Here is a 16277-nt window from a genome sequence, read left to right as displayed (position 1 = left end):
TGTTGCAGTTTTATGACAGAACGCTGAACGTTAGTGGGAGTGTGGGTGATTTTTGAGCGAATGTCAGGCTTGGGGAGCGGCGGTGGCGCAGTGCCCGAGCAGCTCCTGTAGAAGCTGATCGAGCTGATTCCGGTCCAGTGGTTTGCCGAGATAGCCTTGCGCGCCAGACTCCATGTAGGTAGCGATATCGGCGGGCTCGGTATTGCCGGAAATAATGTAAACCGGTTGGGCGTAACCCTGAGCGCGTAAAGCGCGCAGCGCTTCCAAACCATCCATGACAGGCATTTGAATGTCCATCAGTATCAGGTCGAAACTTTCCGCCAACGCCGCCTCCAGCGCTTCCTGGCCATTCTCTACGGTTACTACCGTCAAGGCGGGGCCGATGCGCTCGATCTGACGTTTGAACAGTAGCCTGTTCACATCGTTGTCTTCCGCCACCAGAATGCGGCCGGTGAGGTCCTCAGGTACGGTTGGCAGGTAAAGCCGCAGTTTTTGATAAAAATGCAGGCGGTCGATCGGTTTGGCGATGAAGTCAATAAAACCCAGCTGCCGGTATTCATCCAACTGGTGACGCATAACATTTGCGGTCAACGCGATCACTGGGGGCGTCTGGCTGAATTCGCGTAGATGCAGAATGGCTTCATCGCCTCCCATTTCCGGCATCTGGATATCCAGTAAAATCAGATCAAAGCGGGACGCGGACGCCGTTTCCACTGCTTGTTTGCCATTGCTCGCCAGGGTGACGCTGAGGCCGGCTTCCACCAGAAAGCGATGAAACAGTGTCTGGTTGTCGAGATTGTCCTCAGCCAGCAGTACTTTGCCGCGCAGGCGGGGGGCGCTCCACGCGGCGCCGTTCAACTCCAGGCGCTGACGGGCTTTCTCGAATTCCTCCAGACTGTTTATCCATGACGTCTGGCTTAAGTCGCCAGCGTTGATGGTGACGCTGAAGCGACTGCCTTCTCCTTGGGAGCTGTCAACGGTGAGTTCGCCGCCGAGCATGTGGGCCAACTGTCTGGAAATATAAAGTCCCAGTCCAGTGCCGCCGTATTGGCGAGTGGTGGAGCTGTCCGCCTGCACGAAGGGCTCGAAGATTTTCTTCAGCTCGCCCGGCCCCAGTCCAATGCCTGTGTCAGTGACGGTGAAACGCAGCAGGTTGGTGTCCTTCTCATAACTGACGCCGAAGTGAATGCTCCCCTTGTGGGTGAACTTGGTGGCGTTGGCGCCGAGATTGAACAAGATCTGCTTGAGACGTGTGGGGTCCGACTCGAAGTGAGCGGGCAGCGGTAATTTCGGCGTGATGTCCAGGGTCAGGCCTTTTTCGTGAGCGCGCATGCCGATGTGAGAGCGCAGATCTTCAATCAGGTTCGGCAACGAGATCTGCATATGCTCGATTTCGATTTTCTCCGCCTCGATTTTCGACAGATCGAGTATGTCATTAATGATGGTGAGCAAGTGGCGGCCGCTGCGCACGATGATGTCGATAAACTGGTTGCGCTCCTCGCGACTCAGGTTGCTCTCCCGCAGCGATTCCGAGTAGCCGAGAATCGCTGTCATGGGCGTGCGTATCTCGTGACTCATATTGGCGAGGAAACGACTTTTGGCGGCTTCCGACACTTCCGCCGCGCGTTGGGCGTTGAGCGCTTGCTCCTTGGCCTGCCGGGCCTGTTCGAAAAGCTGCGCGTTGCGCACGGCGGTGCCGACCTGCACCAGGTACTCGGCGATAGATTCGATGGCGGCGATGTCCAGATCCAGAGGTTGAACGTAGTTGACGAATCCAAAGCCGCCGATGACTTTGTTGTCGACGTGCAGGGGGAAATAGGCGATGGATATGGGCGCGCGAAAATCGTAGAGGCGCTTGTCCACTTTTGAGGTCGTGGCGTCAGGGGGTGGCACCCGGGGAATAAACAGCGGCTCGTCTTTCACCAAAGGGCGGACGAAGATGCTGTTTTCATCTTCGGGGAGGAAAAACGTGAACCCCTCCGACTGCTTCACCTCCTGCGCCGTCAACGCATCGCCATAGCTTTTCACCAGCACCAGACGCTCCATATTGTCTTCGAACAGCGTGATGTAAACCTGCTCGAACGGCTGGATACGCCTTAGCGCCTGCATGACCCGGCCCATGATCAGGTCCAGTTCGAGGTGGGTATTGACCGCATGGGCCAGTGAGCTGATGTCGATCAGCGACTCTTTCTGCTCCAGCAGGCGTTGTTTGGTTTGGTTGAGCTTGAGATTGATGCGATGCAGCAGCATACCCAGGCTCATGGTGTAGCCGAATAGACCGGCGGAGGCGATCAACGTGGGCGTCAGCTCCAGGCTGGGGCGAAAATAAAAATCAGTGATCAAGCCTGTCAGCAGGGCTCCGGTGACATTGGCGACGATGCCTTTGAAGAAGAAGATCGCCCCGTCGGCGGCCAGATTGGTCATCCAGGCTCCGCAGATGAAAGCGAGCGTGATCAAAGGGTTGAAGCCCCATAGCGCGATACATGCGCCATAGGCGAAGGAATCCACCAGTATGTTGTCCAGTTCTTGCTGCTTGGACTCGGAAAAGAAATAAGCCAGATGAGGGTAAATCAGCGTGTGCAGGACGATCAGCCCCCACATCAGCGGGTGGCCGGAAAATTTGAATATCGCGATGTGCAGGCACAAAACGATCATGCAGGCGATAACGCGCAACACATATCCATTGCGCACCTGGGTCGATTTCTGTGCGGTCTGTAACTCGGCTTTCCTTTTCACTACTCACACGCGCGGTTGTTGTTATTCGCCACGCCGGTTCAGGCGCAGCAGTGGTGACGCCGAAAAGCTGACAGACCTAATTATAGTAAAGGCTGTCCTGCGCTCGGCCCCCGTCGACGCTGGCGAGCGGCTGCAAGCATCTAACGCCTCAACGGGCGGATTAGCTTGGCGCTTGACTCGCTACAGCATTTCCATACACGACTGTGTTGGATAGTCTAGTCGACCGGAGGGCCTATGGATATTGTCCATCTGGCGCTTCGGAAAGTACGGACTCTTCGCGGCGCCTTTGTTGCTGTTAATCAGGCAGACAAATAGCTTCCTTCTATTTGTCTGCGACGATTTGTCTGCAACGACAGGGCCTGCACATGTCAGGCCCTGTCTCCCGCGGCTGGCCGCCGCGCAGGCGCATCCATGCGCCTGATGATTAACATGCCAATATCATTGCCATATTAATAATCGCAGTGGCGGTTTCGCAACGGCGACGCGGTTATTTCATGGAGGGGCGCGAAGTCAGGCTGTTGTGAGTAACTTGGGCGGCGGTCAGCAGCAGAATGACTGCAATCGATCCTGTGAGGGCTTGTTGCCACAGGTCCGGTGTCTGCAGGATTTCCGGCAGCAACAGGGCGGGAGTGACGACCACCGCCAACAGAATGCCCACCAGTTTGAGCAGGGTGCGGCTGACGCAGATAGTGCTCAGGCGCAGCAATGAAGCCGCGGCGTTACGCTCACTCTCTTGCGGGCTGACTTCGTCGTCCAAAGCGCACAGTGATTCAATCACCCACTCGCGACCCAGACGATGGCCCAGGAACATCAACAGAAGGGGGCAGATGGCGATCATCAGTCCGCCTTTCACCAGGTCGCTGTGCATGACGCGGCTGCCTTCGATCATGATCAAAGCGGATAAAAGAACGGTGGAGCACTGAATGACGAGCAACAGCTTGGCGGGGGAAAGACGCATTGTGTACCGACCCTCTGCAGTGTTGTAGCGATAACCTGTGATGCTAATTAATGCTTCAGTCAATTTCAGTTGTTCTTTCTTAGCGGACAGTAACGGTTTGCAACCCGCGAAGGGGGGCGGTCATCCGGCGAATCCACCGGCGTCGAGAAAAAATTGCTCTGTTTGTGTGGTGACGCGTCCCAGCATGGCGTTGCGATGAGGAAAGCGGCCGAAGCGCTGGATGATGTTGCGGTGGCTGCGGGCGTGCGCGGTGTAGTCAGCACCTAATTGCGCATTAAGACGCACTGACAGATGCTGATCTTCTTCATGTTCAGAGTGTGCGAAGGGAAGATAAAAGAACAACCGCAACGCAGGATCGATCTGTTTGTCGAAACCCTGCGTTAGCGCTGTCTTTGCGAACAGCAGCGCCAGCGCATCGGTGGCGTACATGTGCGCGCTGCCGCGGAAGGCGTTACGAGGGAACTGGTCCAACAGTATCAGCAACGCCAGCGCGCCATCCGGCGATTGCGCCCAATGGTCCAGTTCTCTTTTTGCGGCGCGCATATGCAATTTAAGAAACCGGTCGCGAAAGATGTCGTCAAAGGCGGGGTCTTTCGCGAACCAGCGTTGCGGGCCGGCGTCTGACCAAAACGCGATAACGTCGGCGATCGTCTGCGCGGAATGTGTTGTCGGCGCATTAAGACTAGTCACGGGAAAATCTCCACCAACAAAACAGGGCGACAGCAGAGGGAATGGCGAAGATGAGCAGGAATATAGGGGCTTCTTCCATAATGGAATAGCCGGCGTGGGAAACGCCAATCCACATATTGATGGCGGCCGCGACTGCCCAGACAGGGATGAAGATCAGCGCCGCCAAGGCCAATGCGCCGAAATAGCGCCCAAGCATCAGACAGATCGCCAGCAGGGAGAGTCCGCCGAAGATCACAAGAAGTGTGTGCATGGTTATGGTTCCGCTGTTGGTTGACTTAAAACGTAAGAAGGGGGCTACCCTATGCCGAGGCGTAGAACGGCCCCGGTGGCGGAATAGCGCCGCCGGGGCCTGCAGAAAGGCGGGCTACTTCGTGGTGTAACCGCCATTGGCCAGAATGGTTTGCCCGGTGATCCACCAACCTTCCGTAACCAGATAGCGCACCAGTGTGACAATGTCCTGGGGATCGGTCAGACCAGTGCGGGTGAAGGGGCTCAAGGCGGCCGCCGTCTGGTTATAGTGAGCGGACTCCTGCGTCTCCTGGCCATAAAAGAAAGGCGTTTCCATTGGACCCGGCGCTACGGCTGTGACGGAGATGCCGCGCTCGCCCAGCTCTTTGGCCGCTGCCCGGGTGAAGTGCTCCACGGGCGCCTTACTGCCGGCGTAGATAGAGTAATAGCCTGTGAATGCTCCCAGTAGAGACGTGACGATCGTGCACAACTTGCCGCCGTCACTGAGCTTTTTGCCGGCCTCCTGCATAAAGAAAAATGCGGCTTTGGAGTTGATGGCGAAGATCTTGTCATAGTCAGACTCGCTGATTTCCGGCAGCGATTTCTTGATAACCATGCCTGTGGTGTTCACCGCCACGTCGACGCGGCCGAAAGTCTCAATGGCTGCGTCAAACAGGCGGGTGACCTCAGATACCTGGGTCAGATCTCCTTGAACCATCAGCGCCTTAGCGCCAGCGGCCTTAACTGCTGCGAGCGTTTCTTCCGCCGCCTGATGAGTGGCGTCGCTGTTGTAATGAATAACGACTGCGCTGGCGCCAGCCTCGGCAAAGTGGCGAGACAACAGGCCGCCCAGGTTTTTGGCGCCGCCGCCAACGAGAACGACTTTATCTTTGAGAGTGTGCGAGGTAAGGGATTGCGTACTCATGTCATGCTCCTCTGTGGATGAAGGGGTCAGACGAACGCCTGACCTGATTGCATTCTATCTGTGCGCGTGTTTCGCATAATGGCGGCGCTGCTGCATAATCTGTCCATTAATTGCGAATAATAGAGGGCGGGTATGGATAGGATCGACGCATTGCAGGTGTTCGCCCGGGTGGCGGAAACCGGTAGCTTTACCCGGGCGGCGGACTTGTGCGAGCTGCCTCGCTCCACTGTCTCTTCCGTAGTGCAGAAACTGGAGGCCAGCCTCGGCGCACGCTTGCTTCATCGCACCACTCGCCGCGTCAGCCTGACCCATGATGGCGCCGCCTTGTTGGAGCGCTGCCGTCACTTGCTGACGGAAATCGAAGAGATTGAAAGCATGTTTCGCGAGCCTGGGGCGAGGGTAAGCGGGAAATTGAAAGTGGATGTTCCCAGTCGCTTTGGCTCTCGGGTAATAGCGCCGGCGTTGCCGGATTTTTTTGAACGCTATCCAGAAATTGAGCTGGAGCTGGGGGCGACGGATCGTACTGTCGATCTGATTCAGGAAGGCGTCGACTGCGTCGTGAGGGTGGGCGATCCCGGTTCCGCCAGTCTGGTGGCCAGACCTCTCGGAAAAATGGAGTTGGTGAACTGCGCCAGTCCTGCCTATTTGGCGCGTTACGGCGCACCGCAGACCCCGGATGATTTGAGCGAGCACCGGGCGGTCAGATTTGCTTCACCCAATACCGGACGCGCTGAGCCCTGGGAATATGTGCAGGATGGGGAGTTGCATTATGTGGAGATGCGCAGCTGGGTGACGGTGAACAATGCGGAGACCTATGTAGCCTGCGCGTTGGCGGGCATGGGGCTGCTGCAGGCGCCGGAATACGATGTGCGGCATCTGTTGCAGTCAGGAGATCTGGTGGAAGTGCTACCGAACGCCAGAGCGGAAGCCATGCAGATTTATGCGATGTATCCCCACCGGCGGCAACTGTCACGGCGGGTGCGCGTCTTCATTGATTGGGTGGGCGAACTGGTCAAGACGGTCTGCGTCTGAGCATAGGCGCGCCCGATGAGGTATACTAGGCAGGGTAAAGCGCCTGTTTAGGCACGCGTAATTGGTTGTTGAACAACCTGTCTACATGATCGCGGAAGACGTTGGACCTGACTCTGACGCACTGCGATTGCTAGGTAACTCTAAGGCTCGTGGGATGCGCGTCCTGCGACCTTATCGAATCAAATGCACGACGACTTAAGGACACATTATGAATGGGAGCCCGAAAGCGCGTTTAAATCCCCCTGTCTTTTTTACCTCCTCTGGACTGATTGTATTGCTGGTGGCCTTTGCGGCGCTCTTCCCTGAGAAAGCCAGCGAGTTGTTCACTGAGCTGCAGGCGGCCATTGTCGCCAACGCCAGTTGGTTTTACGTGCTGACAGTGGCGATCATTTTGATCACTGTCTGCTTTCTCGGGTTGTCCCGTTATGGCGAGATCAAACTGGGTCCAGATCACTCCACTCCGGATTATTCCTACATCACCTGGTTCGCCATGTTGTTTTCCGCCGGTATGGGCATCGGCCTGATGTTCTTCGGCGTGGCGGAGCCGGTGATGCACTTTTTGTCGCCGCCAGTCGGCGACGGCGGTACAGTGCAGGCGGCTCGCGAAGCCATGAAAATCACCTTTTTCCACTGGGGCCTGCATGCCTGGGCGATATACGCCATTGTGGCGCTGATCCTGGCGTTCTTCAGCTATCGCCACGGTTTACCGCTGACGCTGCGTTCCGCTCTGTATCCGTTGATTGGTGAGAAAATATACGGCCCTATCGGCCATGCCGTGGATATCTTCGCCGTCATCGGCACCCTGTTTGGCGTGGCTACCTCTCTGGGCTACGGCGTGTTGCAGGTGAATTCCGGCTTGAATCATCTCTTTGATATTCCTGTGGGTTTGACGACGCAGGTGGTGTTGATTGTCTTCGTGACGTTCCTGGCGATACTTTCCGTCACCACCGGGCTCGACAAAGGCATTCGCCGCCTGTCCGAATTGAATATGGCGTTAGCGGTGCTTCTGTTGGCCTTCGTGCTACTGGCTGGACCCACGGTGTTTCTGCTGCAAGCGTTTGTGCAGAACCTGGGTTCCTATGCTTCCGATATCGTACGCAACACCTTTAATTTGTTCGCTTATGAGAAAACCGATTGGATCGGTGGCTGGACGATTCTGTACTGGGGCTGGTGGATGTCCTGGGCGCCGTTTGTGGGGCTGTTTATCGCGCGGGTATCCCGTGGACGCACCATCCGCGAATTCGCCATGGGCGTACTGTTCGTTCCCACGGGGTTCACCCTGATGTGGATGACCTTTTTCGGCAACACCGCCATTAATATGATTCTTAATGACGGCCTGACGTCACTGGGAGATACGGTGTCCAGCGACGTCACCATTGCGTTGTTTGCGTTTCTCGAGCAATTCCCTTTCTCAGGCATATTGTCGCTATTGGCGACAGTGATGGTGATTGTGTTCTTCGTGACGTCCTCGGACTCCGGTTCCATGGTGGTGGATATGCTCTGCTCCAATGGGCGTGACGATACGCCTGTGTGGCAGCGAGTCTATTGGGCCGGCGGCGAGGGCGTGGTCGCCGCGGTGCTGTTGGCGGCGGGCGGCCTGGGCGCATTGCAGACCATGACCATCGCCAGCGCGCTGCCGTTCGCTGTGGTGTTGCTGATCGCCACTTATGGTCTGATCAAAGCCCTGCGCATTGACGCATTCAAACGGGACAGTCTGCAGCTCAATGTGCAGCCGGCGGCGCCCATGGTGCATGATGAAAACTGGCGCGACCGCTTGTCCAATATTGTCGACTACCCGGATAAGGAGAACGTCAATCGCTTTTTGGGAAGCATCGCCAAGCCCGCCTGTGAGTCCGTTTGCAAAGAGCTGCGGGAGCATGAACTGGACGCGCATGTGGAAGAGGACCGAGAACGCCATCGCGTGCGACTGACAGTGTTGTTGGGCAACGAGGTGGACTTCGTTTACGAGGTGCGCAGTCGTTCTCATGTGAAGCCGAACTTCATTCAACCGGAAGAGTCCATTGAGGACGCGCCGGAAGAGGTGCGCTACTACCGCGCCGAAGTGCATTTGCGCGAAGGCGGGCAGGACTACGATGTGATGGGCTGGAGCAAAGTCGCGGTAATCAACGACATCATCGACCAGTACCACAAACACATGCACTTCCTGCATCTGCTGCGTTAATCGCACTGTCTGCGCCGACGGCGAGGTTATTCCTTCTCGCCGTCGGCCACCATCCGATAAAACAGCTCCACGCCCCAGGGCAGCAAACGCTCGTCAAAATCAAATGCGCAGCTGTGGTGTCCGTCTCCTACCGGACAACCCAATATCAGATGGGTGGCCAGACCGCCCTGGTCCCGCACCCGCCGCACCATGTAGCCGGCGTCTTCGCTGGCGGGAACCAGATAAGGGCGTTGCAGTAATTCCTCCGGCAGCCCCAAATCGCGCGCAACCTTCTCCACTTTTTCCGCCAGTTCCGGGCTGTTAGGCCAACCCGAGAATTCGGCGAAGGTGGTTTTCTCATATTCCACGCCATTCATCATCGCCGCGCCGCCCAATACTTGCTCCGCCTGCTGCGCCATATAATCGGCGACATCGTTATTGGCGCCGCGCACTTCATAGCGGAAATACACATCGTCAGCAATGACATTATGGGCGTTGGCGGAATGGAAGCGTCCGACATTGATTCGCGACAACCCGCCGCTATGTCGCGGCAGGGCGTATAACCCCTGGACCGCCTGACAAGCGGCCAATAAGGCGTTGCGTCCATCCTGCGGCGCATTGCCGGCGTGACTGGCGCGTCCTCGAAACCGGACGTCGTAGATCTTTGCGCAAATCCAGGTGGCGTCACAGATGATCTGATAGGCGTCGACGATACCCAGGTGCAGGGTCATGAAGCGCTCTACCTCATGTAATTGCGGCAGGTCCGCGAAGACGACCCCGCCGCCGCCGACTTCCTCTGCGGGCTGGAAAAACAGGTGAACCCGGCCGCACCATTGTTCTCGCGTGGCGGCAAGGCGCTGCGCGAGTCCCAGTCCGATGGTCAGATGTCCGTCATGGCCGCAGGCGTGCATGACGCCGGGGTTGTCCGAGGCGAACCCTTGCGCGGCGGGAGGGTGCGAGTGGTCGCGGCTTTCCTGGATGGGTAAGGCGTCGATATCGAAACGGAACCCCCACACCGGACCAGGGTGGCCTCCCTCCAGGGTGGCGCAGAGTCCAGTGCGATTGCCCGCCATAGCGGTGAGATAAGAATTATTTCTCCCCAGGGCGGCTTCGGCGCGAGCATAAGCCTGTCGCGAGACCTCCGCTTCGGGCGGATTGGAGGGCGTGCGTTCGCCATACAAGTCCTTGCCGTACTGAATCTTGAAACCCAGTTCCGTCAGTTCCGCGCATAAACGCGCACTGGTGCGAAACTCGGTCCAGGACAGTTCAGGTTCGCGATGAAAACTGCGTCGTATGGCGCTCAGCGTTTCCTGCTGCGCTGAGTTTGGGAAATCGGGAAAACCGCTCATAGGGGCCTCATTGATGGTGATAGGAAAGGCGGCGCATCAGCGCAGCTTGCTTGGGTCCAGATTGACGGATTTACGGGCGCTGAAGGCCTGAAGTCCTTCCGGCGCCAGCGCCAGTGAGCCATTGCCGGAACTGCGCTGGCCTATCCACCCCAGGCGCGCATCCACGAAATTACAGCGGTTGACGAAAACAGTGCCGGTTTCCATGGCCGTGATGTACTGCTCGGCGCGCTGCCGGGACGTCGTGAAGATAGAAGAGGTCAGACCATAGGCGCTATTCAGCGCTTGTTCAATGGCTTCATCATCGTTGCTGACAGACATCACCGGTAGAACAGGGCCGAAGGTTTCTTCCTGCAAGACGCGCATGTCTGGCTTTACGTCAGCCAGCAACGTAGGTTTGAGGAAATTGACGACGCCGATGCGCTCTGTGGCGCCGCCAGACAATAGCCGGGCTCCGTCCCGTTGCGCTTCCTGCGTCATCGCCAGCAGATTGTTCACCGTCGGCTCGCCGCCATGCAGGGGGCCCAAGGTTGTTGACTCCTCCATAGGATCGCCGCATTTCTGCTCTTCCATGATGGCTAGCGCTTTGTCCAGAAAAGCGTCGTAGATGCTGGCGTGGGCATAGATGCGCTTGACGGCGCAGCAGGATTGTCCCGAGTTGTGCAGGCGTCCGATTCTCACTGCCCAGAAAGCGGCGTCATCAAGATCTGCGTCTTCGGCGATATAAGCGGCGTCGCTGCCTCCGAGCTCCAGAGAACAGGCGATGAATGGATCAGCTACGTCGTTGAACGCGCGTTTGGCGACGCTTTGTTGAATGGCGCGCCCGCCTTTTACCGATCCGGTGAAAACCACATGGTTGATGTCGGCTTCTTCTATGATGCGTGCGGAAACATCGAAATCCACGGTGACATTGACGAGCAGGTTCTCAATGCCGGCCATGACGCCGAAGGCTTTTTCAAAGTGAGCGCCGACGGACGGGGCGGTGGTGTGCTTAAGCGCTACGGCGCTGCCGCTCAGCAGGGCGCAGACAGCGCCGTTGATGGCGCAGAACAGAGGGTAGTTCCAGGGCGTAATGATGTAGACCACGCCTTTGGCGCGACACTCAATGCGGCCTTCAAAACTGGCGTCGTCATACTCGGGATGCCGGCTTGGCAGCAAGGCCCCGTCTTTGGCGAAGCGACAGAGGTACTCCGCGCGTTCGAGCATGAAATCCAGCTCTTCTCCCGCGGCCTTCAGAGGCTTACCGACTTCCCGGGTGATGCTCCTGGCGATATCGCCGCGATGGCGCCGGAAGTAGTCCAGGGCGCTCATCACATGCTCGGCGCGCTCCTCCGGCTTAAATCTGCGCCAGTAATAGGAGGCGTCTTGTGCGTCGTTAATGCGTGCGCTCACCGCCTCGAAGGACTCTGAGGGTTGCGAGAACTCCAGTTCACGGGTGAAGGGGTTGTAGACTTCAATCATGCTCATTGCGAGGCCTCCTGCTTTGCCATTCCGCCGTTTACTTCTGTAAAGCGGTCGATGTCTGAGTGGGTGGTGTCAATAGAAGTGAAGAAACGGACAGTGCTGCATTCCCAATCCGGTTGGGGCGGGAACTGAGTAAGATTTTGGCTGTAGCCTTGAGGCGTAGCGTTCACGGACGTCTCCATTTTCCGGCGGACTTGTCATGAGCCGCCGTTGCTTTCTTCCCTGTGGTCTGTCAACGGACGCCGAAGGCGTCCGCAACTTTTGTTAACGATACAACACTTCGCGGCTGACTGTGGTTAAAAATTCGCAGCCGCTGGCGGTGACTTCCACGGTGTCGGATAAGAAAGCGTCGCCGAGGCCGGAGTTGAGCAGCCAGCTCATCAGGTGAAAGGTCATGCCCTCCCGCAGCTGTAAGTCGGAATTACGACGAAGCCCCACAGGCACGCCGCTGCCGGACCAGCTTGGCGGGTAGCCGATGCCGATGGAGTAACCGCAGTGATGACGGGAATAGTGCGCCAGATTGTTGCGATCCAGCACAGCCTGCCAGGTCTCGTATACATCTCCGGCCCGTACGCCGGGTTTGATGGCGTCTGCGGCGGCCAGCATGGCTTCTCGGCAAATAGTATTGACCCGTTGCGCTTCCTTGGGCGCTTCGCCGACAAATACGAAGCGGCCGATAGGCGCATGGTAGCGGCGCACGCAGCCCGCCATTTCCAGAAACAACAGGTCGCCCCGCTCCAGCGCCATGTCCTCCCACGTGCCGTGCTCGTGAGCCAGAGTGCGGGTTGAGCGCACCAGGGGCACGAATCCGGGATAAGTGCCGCCGCGGCGGAACATGGCGTCATAAATTGCAGCCATGATTTCCCGGGCGTTCACCCCAGGTCCTGCGGCGGCGATGGCGGAGAGCATCATGGAGTCGGAGATGGCGGCGGCTTCCCGCGTGAGTTCTAATTCTGCAGGGGACTGAACGATGCGTACGTCGTCCACCAGGTTGTCCAGTTGCCGCCACTCTGCATCAGGAACGCCGTTCATGACGCCTTCCGCAATGGAGTAGGGCAGAAAGGTGCTGTTCATATCGATGCCGATGACGCCTTGTCCCAGCCCCGTGTCATGCAAGGCTTTAACGGTCTCTCTCACCGCGGCGGTCGGCATCAGATTGGGGCGTTTACGGGTGGCGTCCCGAGTTGGCGCTCCCATAGTCATAGACCAAGTGTCTTCGGAAATCGCGACTTCATCGTCTCCGGGAGGCGGCTCACTGCCGTCAGTATAGCCAATATGCGTGACGTCCGGCGCCTGGTCGCGCACAGTGGCTTTCTCCATGGCGCGGGTGATGAGTACAGGCTGGCCGTTAGCGGGCAGGATCAATAACTGGCAGGCGAAGTAACCTTGATGATCCAAGCCGGTGAGGTAATAAATGTTTTCGGGACTGGCGATCAGGCAGGCGTCCAGGCCCCGCGACGCCATGCCGGCTCTCACCTGAGTGCGTCGACGTTGGTACTCGGCGTCTTTGAAATAACGACCGCTGACGTTATCCATCATAACTCCTCCTGCAAATATCGATGACCCAGATTCGCGCCTGTTTGTCCTTTCCTCCGGCATACCTCTTACCCCCACTGTAGAAGTCAATGTGGGAGAATTCAATTTATGAGGAAAGCAGGACATACAATCAGCCGAGATCCAATCAACTATCCGATGGAGGAGTTCGATTCACTAGACTGCCCCTCTAACGGAGTTTTTATGGGGAAGTTTGATGAAAAATAAGAAACTGAGCTTGGCGGCTTTGATGTGTTTCACGTTGAGCGCCTGTGGCGGAGGAAGTGAGGGCGTGGGCGACGCTGCCAGCGATGCGCCTGGCAATGGCGGCGATTCAGGCCCTGAAGAGGTTGAGATTGTCTCGGGGGCGCGCTATGTCAGCCCCGACCGGCGACGACGCCAACGATGGTCATCTGACCTCAGAAGGCGGAACCGGCCCCTGGAAGACGCTGCAAAAAGCGGCCGCCACAGCGGTGGCGGGGGAGACCGTTTACGTTCGCGCCGGCGAATACAAAGAGCCGGGCCCGATTCCTGACAGCGACAAACTCTGGGGCGTACGGGTGCTGAACGATGGCGAGGAGGGGAGCCCGATTGGTGATTTGGCTTTTGGCTTGAGACGGGGGAGTGACTTACAAACTTCCCTGTCCAGTCGCCTTCCCGTTTCGGATAGCCGTTGGTGAGAAGCCAAAACGTTGCTTGAATCGCACAGAGAAGCGCGAAGCTGACTCATACCCGACTTGATAGGCGATACTGGCGATGGCGGCGTCGGTTGACTGCAGCAATGACAAGGCTAAAGACATCCGAACATCCACAAGTATCTCGCTGAATGCATTTCCTTCTTTCGCCAGTTTGCGTCTAAGCGTCGCCTCGCTCAGGGCCAGCGATTCGGCAATATCTTGCGAGGACCACTTCTTGTCCGGCTCCGCGCCAATCAGTAAACGTACTTTTCGCTGAATATCCGCTCGCTCATTGGATCTAAAGACGTATCCCGCATTCGCTAACCATTGTAAAAGTTCGCACACTCGATGTTCTGCAACTAAATCTGGTGTTGCCTGCGGTTCCTTTATAGCTTGCAGACCACGCTCGAAGGTGAGGGCGAACTCTTTTCCCAGTCCTTGCAGGGAAACAATGCTTTGCACTTTTTTATGCTTTGGAAACCTGGGCTCTATTCCGCAAATAATGTTACGTGCGCAAACAATCCAATCGGCCTCGAACAGACCTTCGTCTGTTTCATTCTGAACGTCGCAGGCGGCGCCTGCTGCGATAGCGACGGCGTCGCCTGGAAGCAGGGCGACGCGTCGCTCCCCTGAGTACAAAGTCTTTTTCCCACGCTTCACCAAGATAAACGTTGGGTAATCGGTGACGAATTTTCCTATGAACAGATCATTTCGCGTAAGGATCGACGCTGTGGTCCCAACGCCTTCTCTGGAGATCACTGTCCGTTTAATAGAAGTGTCTGTGTTCATTCGGTCCGCGGGATAGGTTTTATATGTCTGCGCTCAAGCGCCTAAAACGCATTGATCGTTTGAGCACAGCTTATGAACGTCTCGGCGCAGGTGTCGCAAATATACTTCTGTATCATCAGATCAAGCTTATCTCAACAGACATATAGGAAAACGAAGGACATGCTGACTATACATCATTTAGGTCTCTCCCAGTCGGAGAGAATCGTCTGGCTTTGCGAGGAACTTAAGCTCGACTACGAACTGAAATGTTATCAACGCCGTGCGGATAACAAGATGGCTCCGCCGGACTATAAATCCCTGCATCCCCTCGGCGTGGCGCCGGTCATTACTGACGGCGACCTTGTGCTCGGCGAGTCCGGGGCCATCATAGAATATCTGGTGGAGGTCTATGGCCGCGGCGGCATGACGATTAAGCCAGGAGCGCCCGGCTACACCGACTATCTGTATTGGCTCCACTTCGCCAACGGAACGTTTCAGGCGCTTATATTAAGAATGCTATCGCTGGAGCGCGTCGACGCCTCAGGTAACAACGCTCCTCTGGCGATGGCCAAAGAACGCTTCCAATTGATGCTATCCATGATGGAAAAGAAACTGGGCGAATCAGACTACCTCACCGGTGACACCCTGACCGCCGCAGATATCATGATCATCTTCTCACTCACCACGATGAGACTGTTTAAACCCTACGACCTCTCACAATACCCAAATATCTTGGCCTACCTGCAACGTATCGGCGCACGGCCAGCATATCAGCGAGCCATGCAAAAAGCAGAGCCGGATTTAACTCCAGTACTGGGCGCCAAGCCGTCAAAAGCCGGAGCAGTTGATCAGACGCTACCGCGCCCAGGCTGCGGCACTCCAGTTCTTTACCGACGATCGCTATGCTGACCATACCAGGTCCCGCAAGGAGGCGTATCGGGTTCTGAAGGAAGAAACTGGACTATCCAAGTGGGTGCTGAAAAACGCCATTCAGACGGCATATGGGGTGTTACATGTGGGAGCCGTGTAATCTACCAGTAGATCCAGGGGGTAGGATGAAGGCTCTTCTTGTTTTTTAACCTCATTTGAGGTATAAAAACCGGAAGACTGAAGCTTTATCCCGGAGACGGCTGAATGAACGACCAACTACATACTGAAGAAAATGCCCTGGATCGGTTATCCCAGCTGGGTATTCCGATGACTGCACTCACAGAGTCCGTATGGCAAGGTTACCTTGCACGGTCTCGCACCACGAGTAATCACCCTCGAATCGCTCGCGGGATCATCATGTGGGCAGAAGTCGTTGCAGTTTTGAGAGAGCAGCTTATATCCCATGGTTGGATTAAAGAGGATAAAGGCAACTACGAACTCTCTGTGAATCAGAAAGCAGGTTTGGCCATTGTCGTTACTACTGGCGATGAAGCAACCGGCATGATCGGGGCGACGCCTTCAAATAAGTGCCCTAAGGGTGTAAATACGGCTGAAGCCGTTGAGACCAACAATCAGCTGGACATGTTCAGTGAGCTATTACCTGCAATTGAAGATATTCAAGGCCTTACAACGTGGGTATTGCTGATGCATTTGGCTACTGATGAGGTGCGTTGCGAGCTCTCACTGCCATCCAGCATATCTAATGGCAAGATCAATGGCTGGAAAGAACGCATTATTTTACCGAGCATGCCGTTGAATGATGACTCAATCGAAATTCAAGCACCTGATTTGCCAGATATAGAAGTACCTATCAAGAAGAAGGCATAAC

Annotated in this window: 14 protein-coding genes; 5 read left to right on the top strand and 9 right to left on the bottom strand. The window is 56.5% G+C overall.

The genetic code is table 11. The features are described 5' to 3' along the window. Positions 1 to 63: 63 nt before the first annotated feature. The 5 genes from HCH_RS28405 to HCH_RS28385 form a co-directional block, all read right to left on the bottom strand. Entirely contained in the window at positions 64 to 2736 is a 2673-nt protein-coding gene (locus HCH_RS28405) for a response regulator (RefSeq protein ID WP_011400002.1), read from the bottom strand. 487 nt (positions 2737 to 3223) lie between these two features. After that, a complete protein-coding gene (locus tag HCH_RS28400) occupies positions 3224 to 3694 on the bottom strand; it encodes a hypothetical protein (protein WP_011400001.1) in 471 nt (156 codons plus the stop codon). A 120-nt stretch (positions 3695 to 3814) separates the two neighbouring features. Further along, positions 3815 to 4384: a DUF924 family protein gene (locus HCH_RS28395; protein WP_011400000.1), complete on the bottom strand. Its 570-nt coding sequence runs from the start codon at positions 4382 to 4384 to the stop codon at positions 3815 to 3817. Continuing rightward, complete coding sequence (locus tag HCH_RS28390) at positions 4377 to 4634, bottom strand: hypothetical protein (protein ID WP_011399999.1); 258 nt, start codon at positions 4632 to 4634, stop codon at positions 4377 to 4379. The genes HCH_RS28395 and HCH_RS28390 overlap by 8 nt, the downstream gene beginning before the upstream one ends. A gap of 114 nt (positions 4635 to 4748) precedes the next feature. Continuing rightward, positions 4749 to 5537: an SDR family oxidoreductase gene (locus HCH_RS28385; RefSeq protein ID WP_011399998.1), complete on the bottom strand. Its 789-nt coding sequence runs from the start codon at positions 5535 to 5537 to the stop codon at positions 4749 to 4751. Between the two features lie 132 nt (positions 5538 to 5669). Between HCH_RS28385 and HCH_RS28380 the strand changes: the two genes are divergently transcribed. Further along, on the top strand, positions 5670 to 6569 hold the full coding sequence (locus HCH_RS28380; RefSeq protein ID WP_011399997.1) for a LysR family transcriptional regulator: 900 nt from the start codon (positions 5670 to 5672) through the stop codon (positions 6567 to 6569). Positions 6570 to 6777: 208 nt separating this feature from the next. Beyond that, complete coding sequence (locus HCH_RS28375; protein WP_011399996.1) at positions 6778 to 8751, top strand: BCCT family transporter; 1974 nt, start codon at positions 6778 to 6780, stop codon at positions 8749 to 8751. 26 nt (positions 8752 to 8777) lie between these two features. On the opposite strand, the gene HCH_RS28370 is transcribed toward HCH_RS28375, so the two are convergent. The 3 genes from HCH_RS28370 to HCH_RS28355 form a co-directional block, all read right to left on the bottom strand. Further along, positions 8778 to 10079, bottom strand: coding sequence for an amidohydrolase (locus HCH_RS28370; protein WP_011399995.1), 1302 nt, complete (start codon positions 10077 to 10079; stop codon positions 8778 to 8780). A 36-nt stretch (positions 10080 to 10115) separates the two neighbouring features. Then, positions 10116 to 11543, bottom strand: a complete 1428-nt coding sequence (locus tag HCH_RS28365; protein ID WP_011399994.1) for an aldehyde dehydrogenase family protein — start codon at positions 11541 to 11543, stop codon at positions 10116 to 10118. A 261-nt stretch (positions 11544 to 11804) separates the two neighbouring features. Next, positions 11805 to 13079, bottom strand: a complete 1275-nt coding sequence (locus HCH_RS28355) for a M24 family metallopeptidase (RefSeq protein WP_238384941.1) — start codon at positions 13077 to 13079, stop codon at positions 11805 to 11807. Positions 13080 to 13447: 368 nt separating this feature from the next. On the opposite strand from HCH_RS28355, the gene HCH_RS34030 reads away from it, so the two are divergent. Continuing rightward, positions 13448 to 13753: a hypothetical protein gene (locus HCH_RS34030; protein WP_011399992.1), complete on the top strand. Its 306-nt coding sequence runs from the start codon at positions 13448 to 13450 to the stop codon at positions 13751 to 13753. Here HCH_RS34030 and HCH_RS28350 read toward each other — a convergent pair. Continuing rightward, positions 13703 to 14539 carry a helix-turn-helix transcriptional regulator gene (locus tag HCH_RS28350; RefSeq protein WP_011399991.1) on the bottom strand — a complete coding sequence of 279 codons (837 nt, stop codon included), beginning with the start codon at positions 14537 to 14539 and terminating at the stop codon, positions 13703 to 13705. The two genes, HCH_RS34030 and HCH_RS28350, sit on opposite strands and share 51 nt — an antisense overlap. Positions 14540 to 14698: 159 nt before the next feature. On the opposite strand from HCH_RS28350, the gene HCH_RS28345 reads away from it, so the two are divergent. After that, positions 14699 to 15427, top strand: coding sequence for a glutathione S-transferase family protein (locus tag HCH_RS28345; RefSeq protein WP_011399989.1), 729 nt, complete (start codon positions 14699 to 14701; stop codon positions 15425 to 15427). 225 nt (positions 15428 to 15652) lie between these two features. Beyond that, complete coding sequence (locus tag HCH_RS28340) at positions 15653 to 16276, top strand: hypothetical protein (protein ID WP_011399988.1); 624 nt, start codon at positions 15653 to 15655, stop codon at positions 16274 to 16276. The last annotated feature ends 1 nt before the right edge of the window (position 16277 follow it).

This window comes from Hahella chejuensis KCTC 2396, assembly GCF_000012985.1.
In the GTDB taxonomy this organism is placed as follows: Bacteria; Pseudomonadota; Gammaproteobacteria; order Pseudomonadales; family Oleiphilaceae; genus Hahella; species Hahella chejuensis.
Note: the sequence above shows the minus strand (reverse complement) of the source record. Positions and strands in the feature narration are given on the sequence as shown.

What these genes read in the sequence shown, in the direction of transcription:
- HCH_RS28365 (WP_011399994.1), bottom strand. Translation starts at nt 11,543, where the DNA reads ATGAGCATGATTGAAGTCTACAACCCCTTCACCCGTGAACTGGAGTTC.
- HCH_RS28345 (WP_011399989.1), top strand. Translation starts at nt 14,699, where the DNA reads ATGCTGACTATACATCATTTAGGTCTCTCCCAGTCGGAGAGAATCGTC.
- HCH_RS28390 (WP_011399999.1), bottom strand. Translation starts at nt 4,634, where the DNA reads ATGCACACACTTCTTGTGATCTTCGGCGGACTCTCCCTGCTGGCGATC.
- HCH_RS28340 (WP_011399988.1), top strand. Translation starts at nt 15,653, where the DNA reads ATGAACGACCAACTACATACTGAAGAAAATGCCCTGGATCGGTTATCC.
- HCH_RS28355 (WP_238384941.1), bottom strand. Translation starts at nt 13,079, where the DNA reads ATGATGGATAACGTCAGCGGTCGTTATTTCAAAGACGCCGAGTACCAA.
- HCH_RS28385 (WP_011399998.1), bottom strand. Translation starts at nt 5,537, where the DNA reads ATGAGTACGCAATCCCTTACCTCGCACACTCTCAAAGATAAAGTCGTT.
- HCH_RS28370 (WP_011399995.1), bottom strand. Translation starts at nt 10,079, where the DNA reads ATGAGCGGTTTTCCCGATTTCCCAAACTCAGCGCAGCAGGAAACGCTG.
- HCH_RS28375 (WP_011399996.1), top strand. Translation starts at nt 6,778, where the DNA reads ATGAATGGGAGCCCGAAAGCGCGTTTAAATCCCCCTGTCTTTTTTACC.
- HCH_RS28400 (WP_011400001.1), bottom strand. Translation starts at nt 3,694, where the DNA reads ATGCGTCTTTCCCCCGCCAAGCTGTTGCTCGTCATTCAGTGCTCCACC.
- HCH_RS34030 (WP_011399992.1), top strand. Translation starts at nt 13,448, where the DNA reads ATGTCAGCCCCGACCGGCGACGACGCCAACGATGGTCATCTGACCTCA.
- HCH_RS28380 (WP_011399997.1), top strand. Translation starts at nt 5,670, where the DNA reads ATGGATAGGATCGACGCATTGCAGGTGTTCGCCCGGGTGGCGGAAACC.
- HCH_RS28350 (WP_011399991.1), bottom strand. Translation starts at nt 14,539, where the DNA reads ATGAACACAGACACTTCTATTAAACGGACAGTGATCTCCAGAGAAGGC.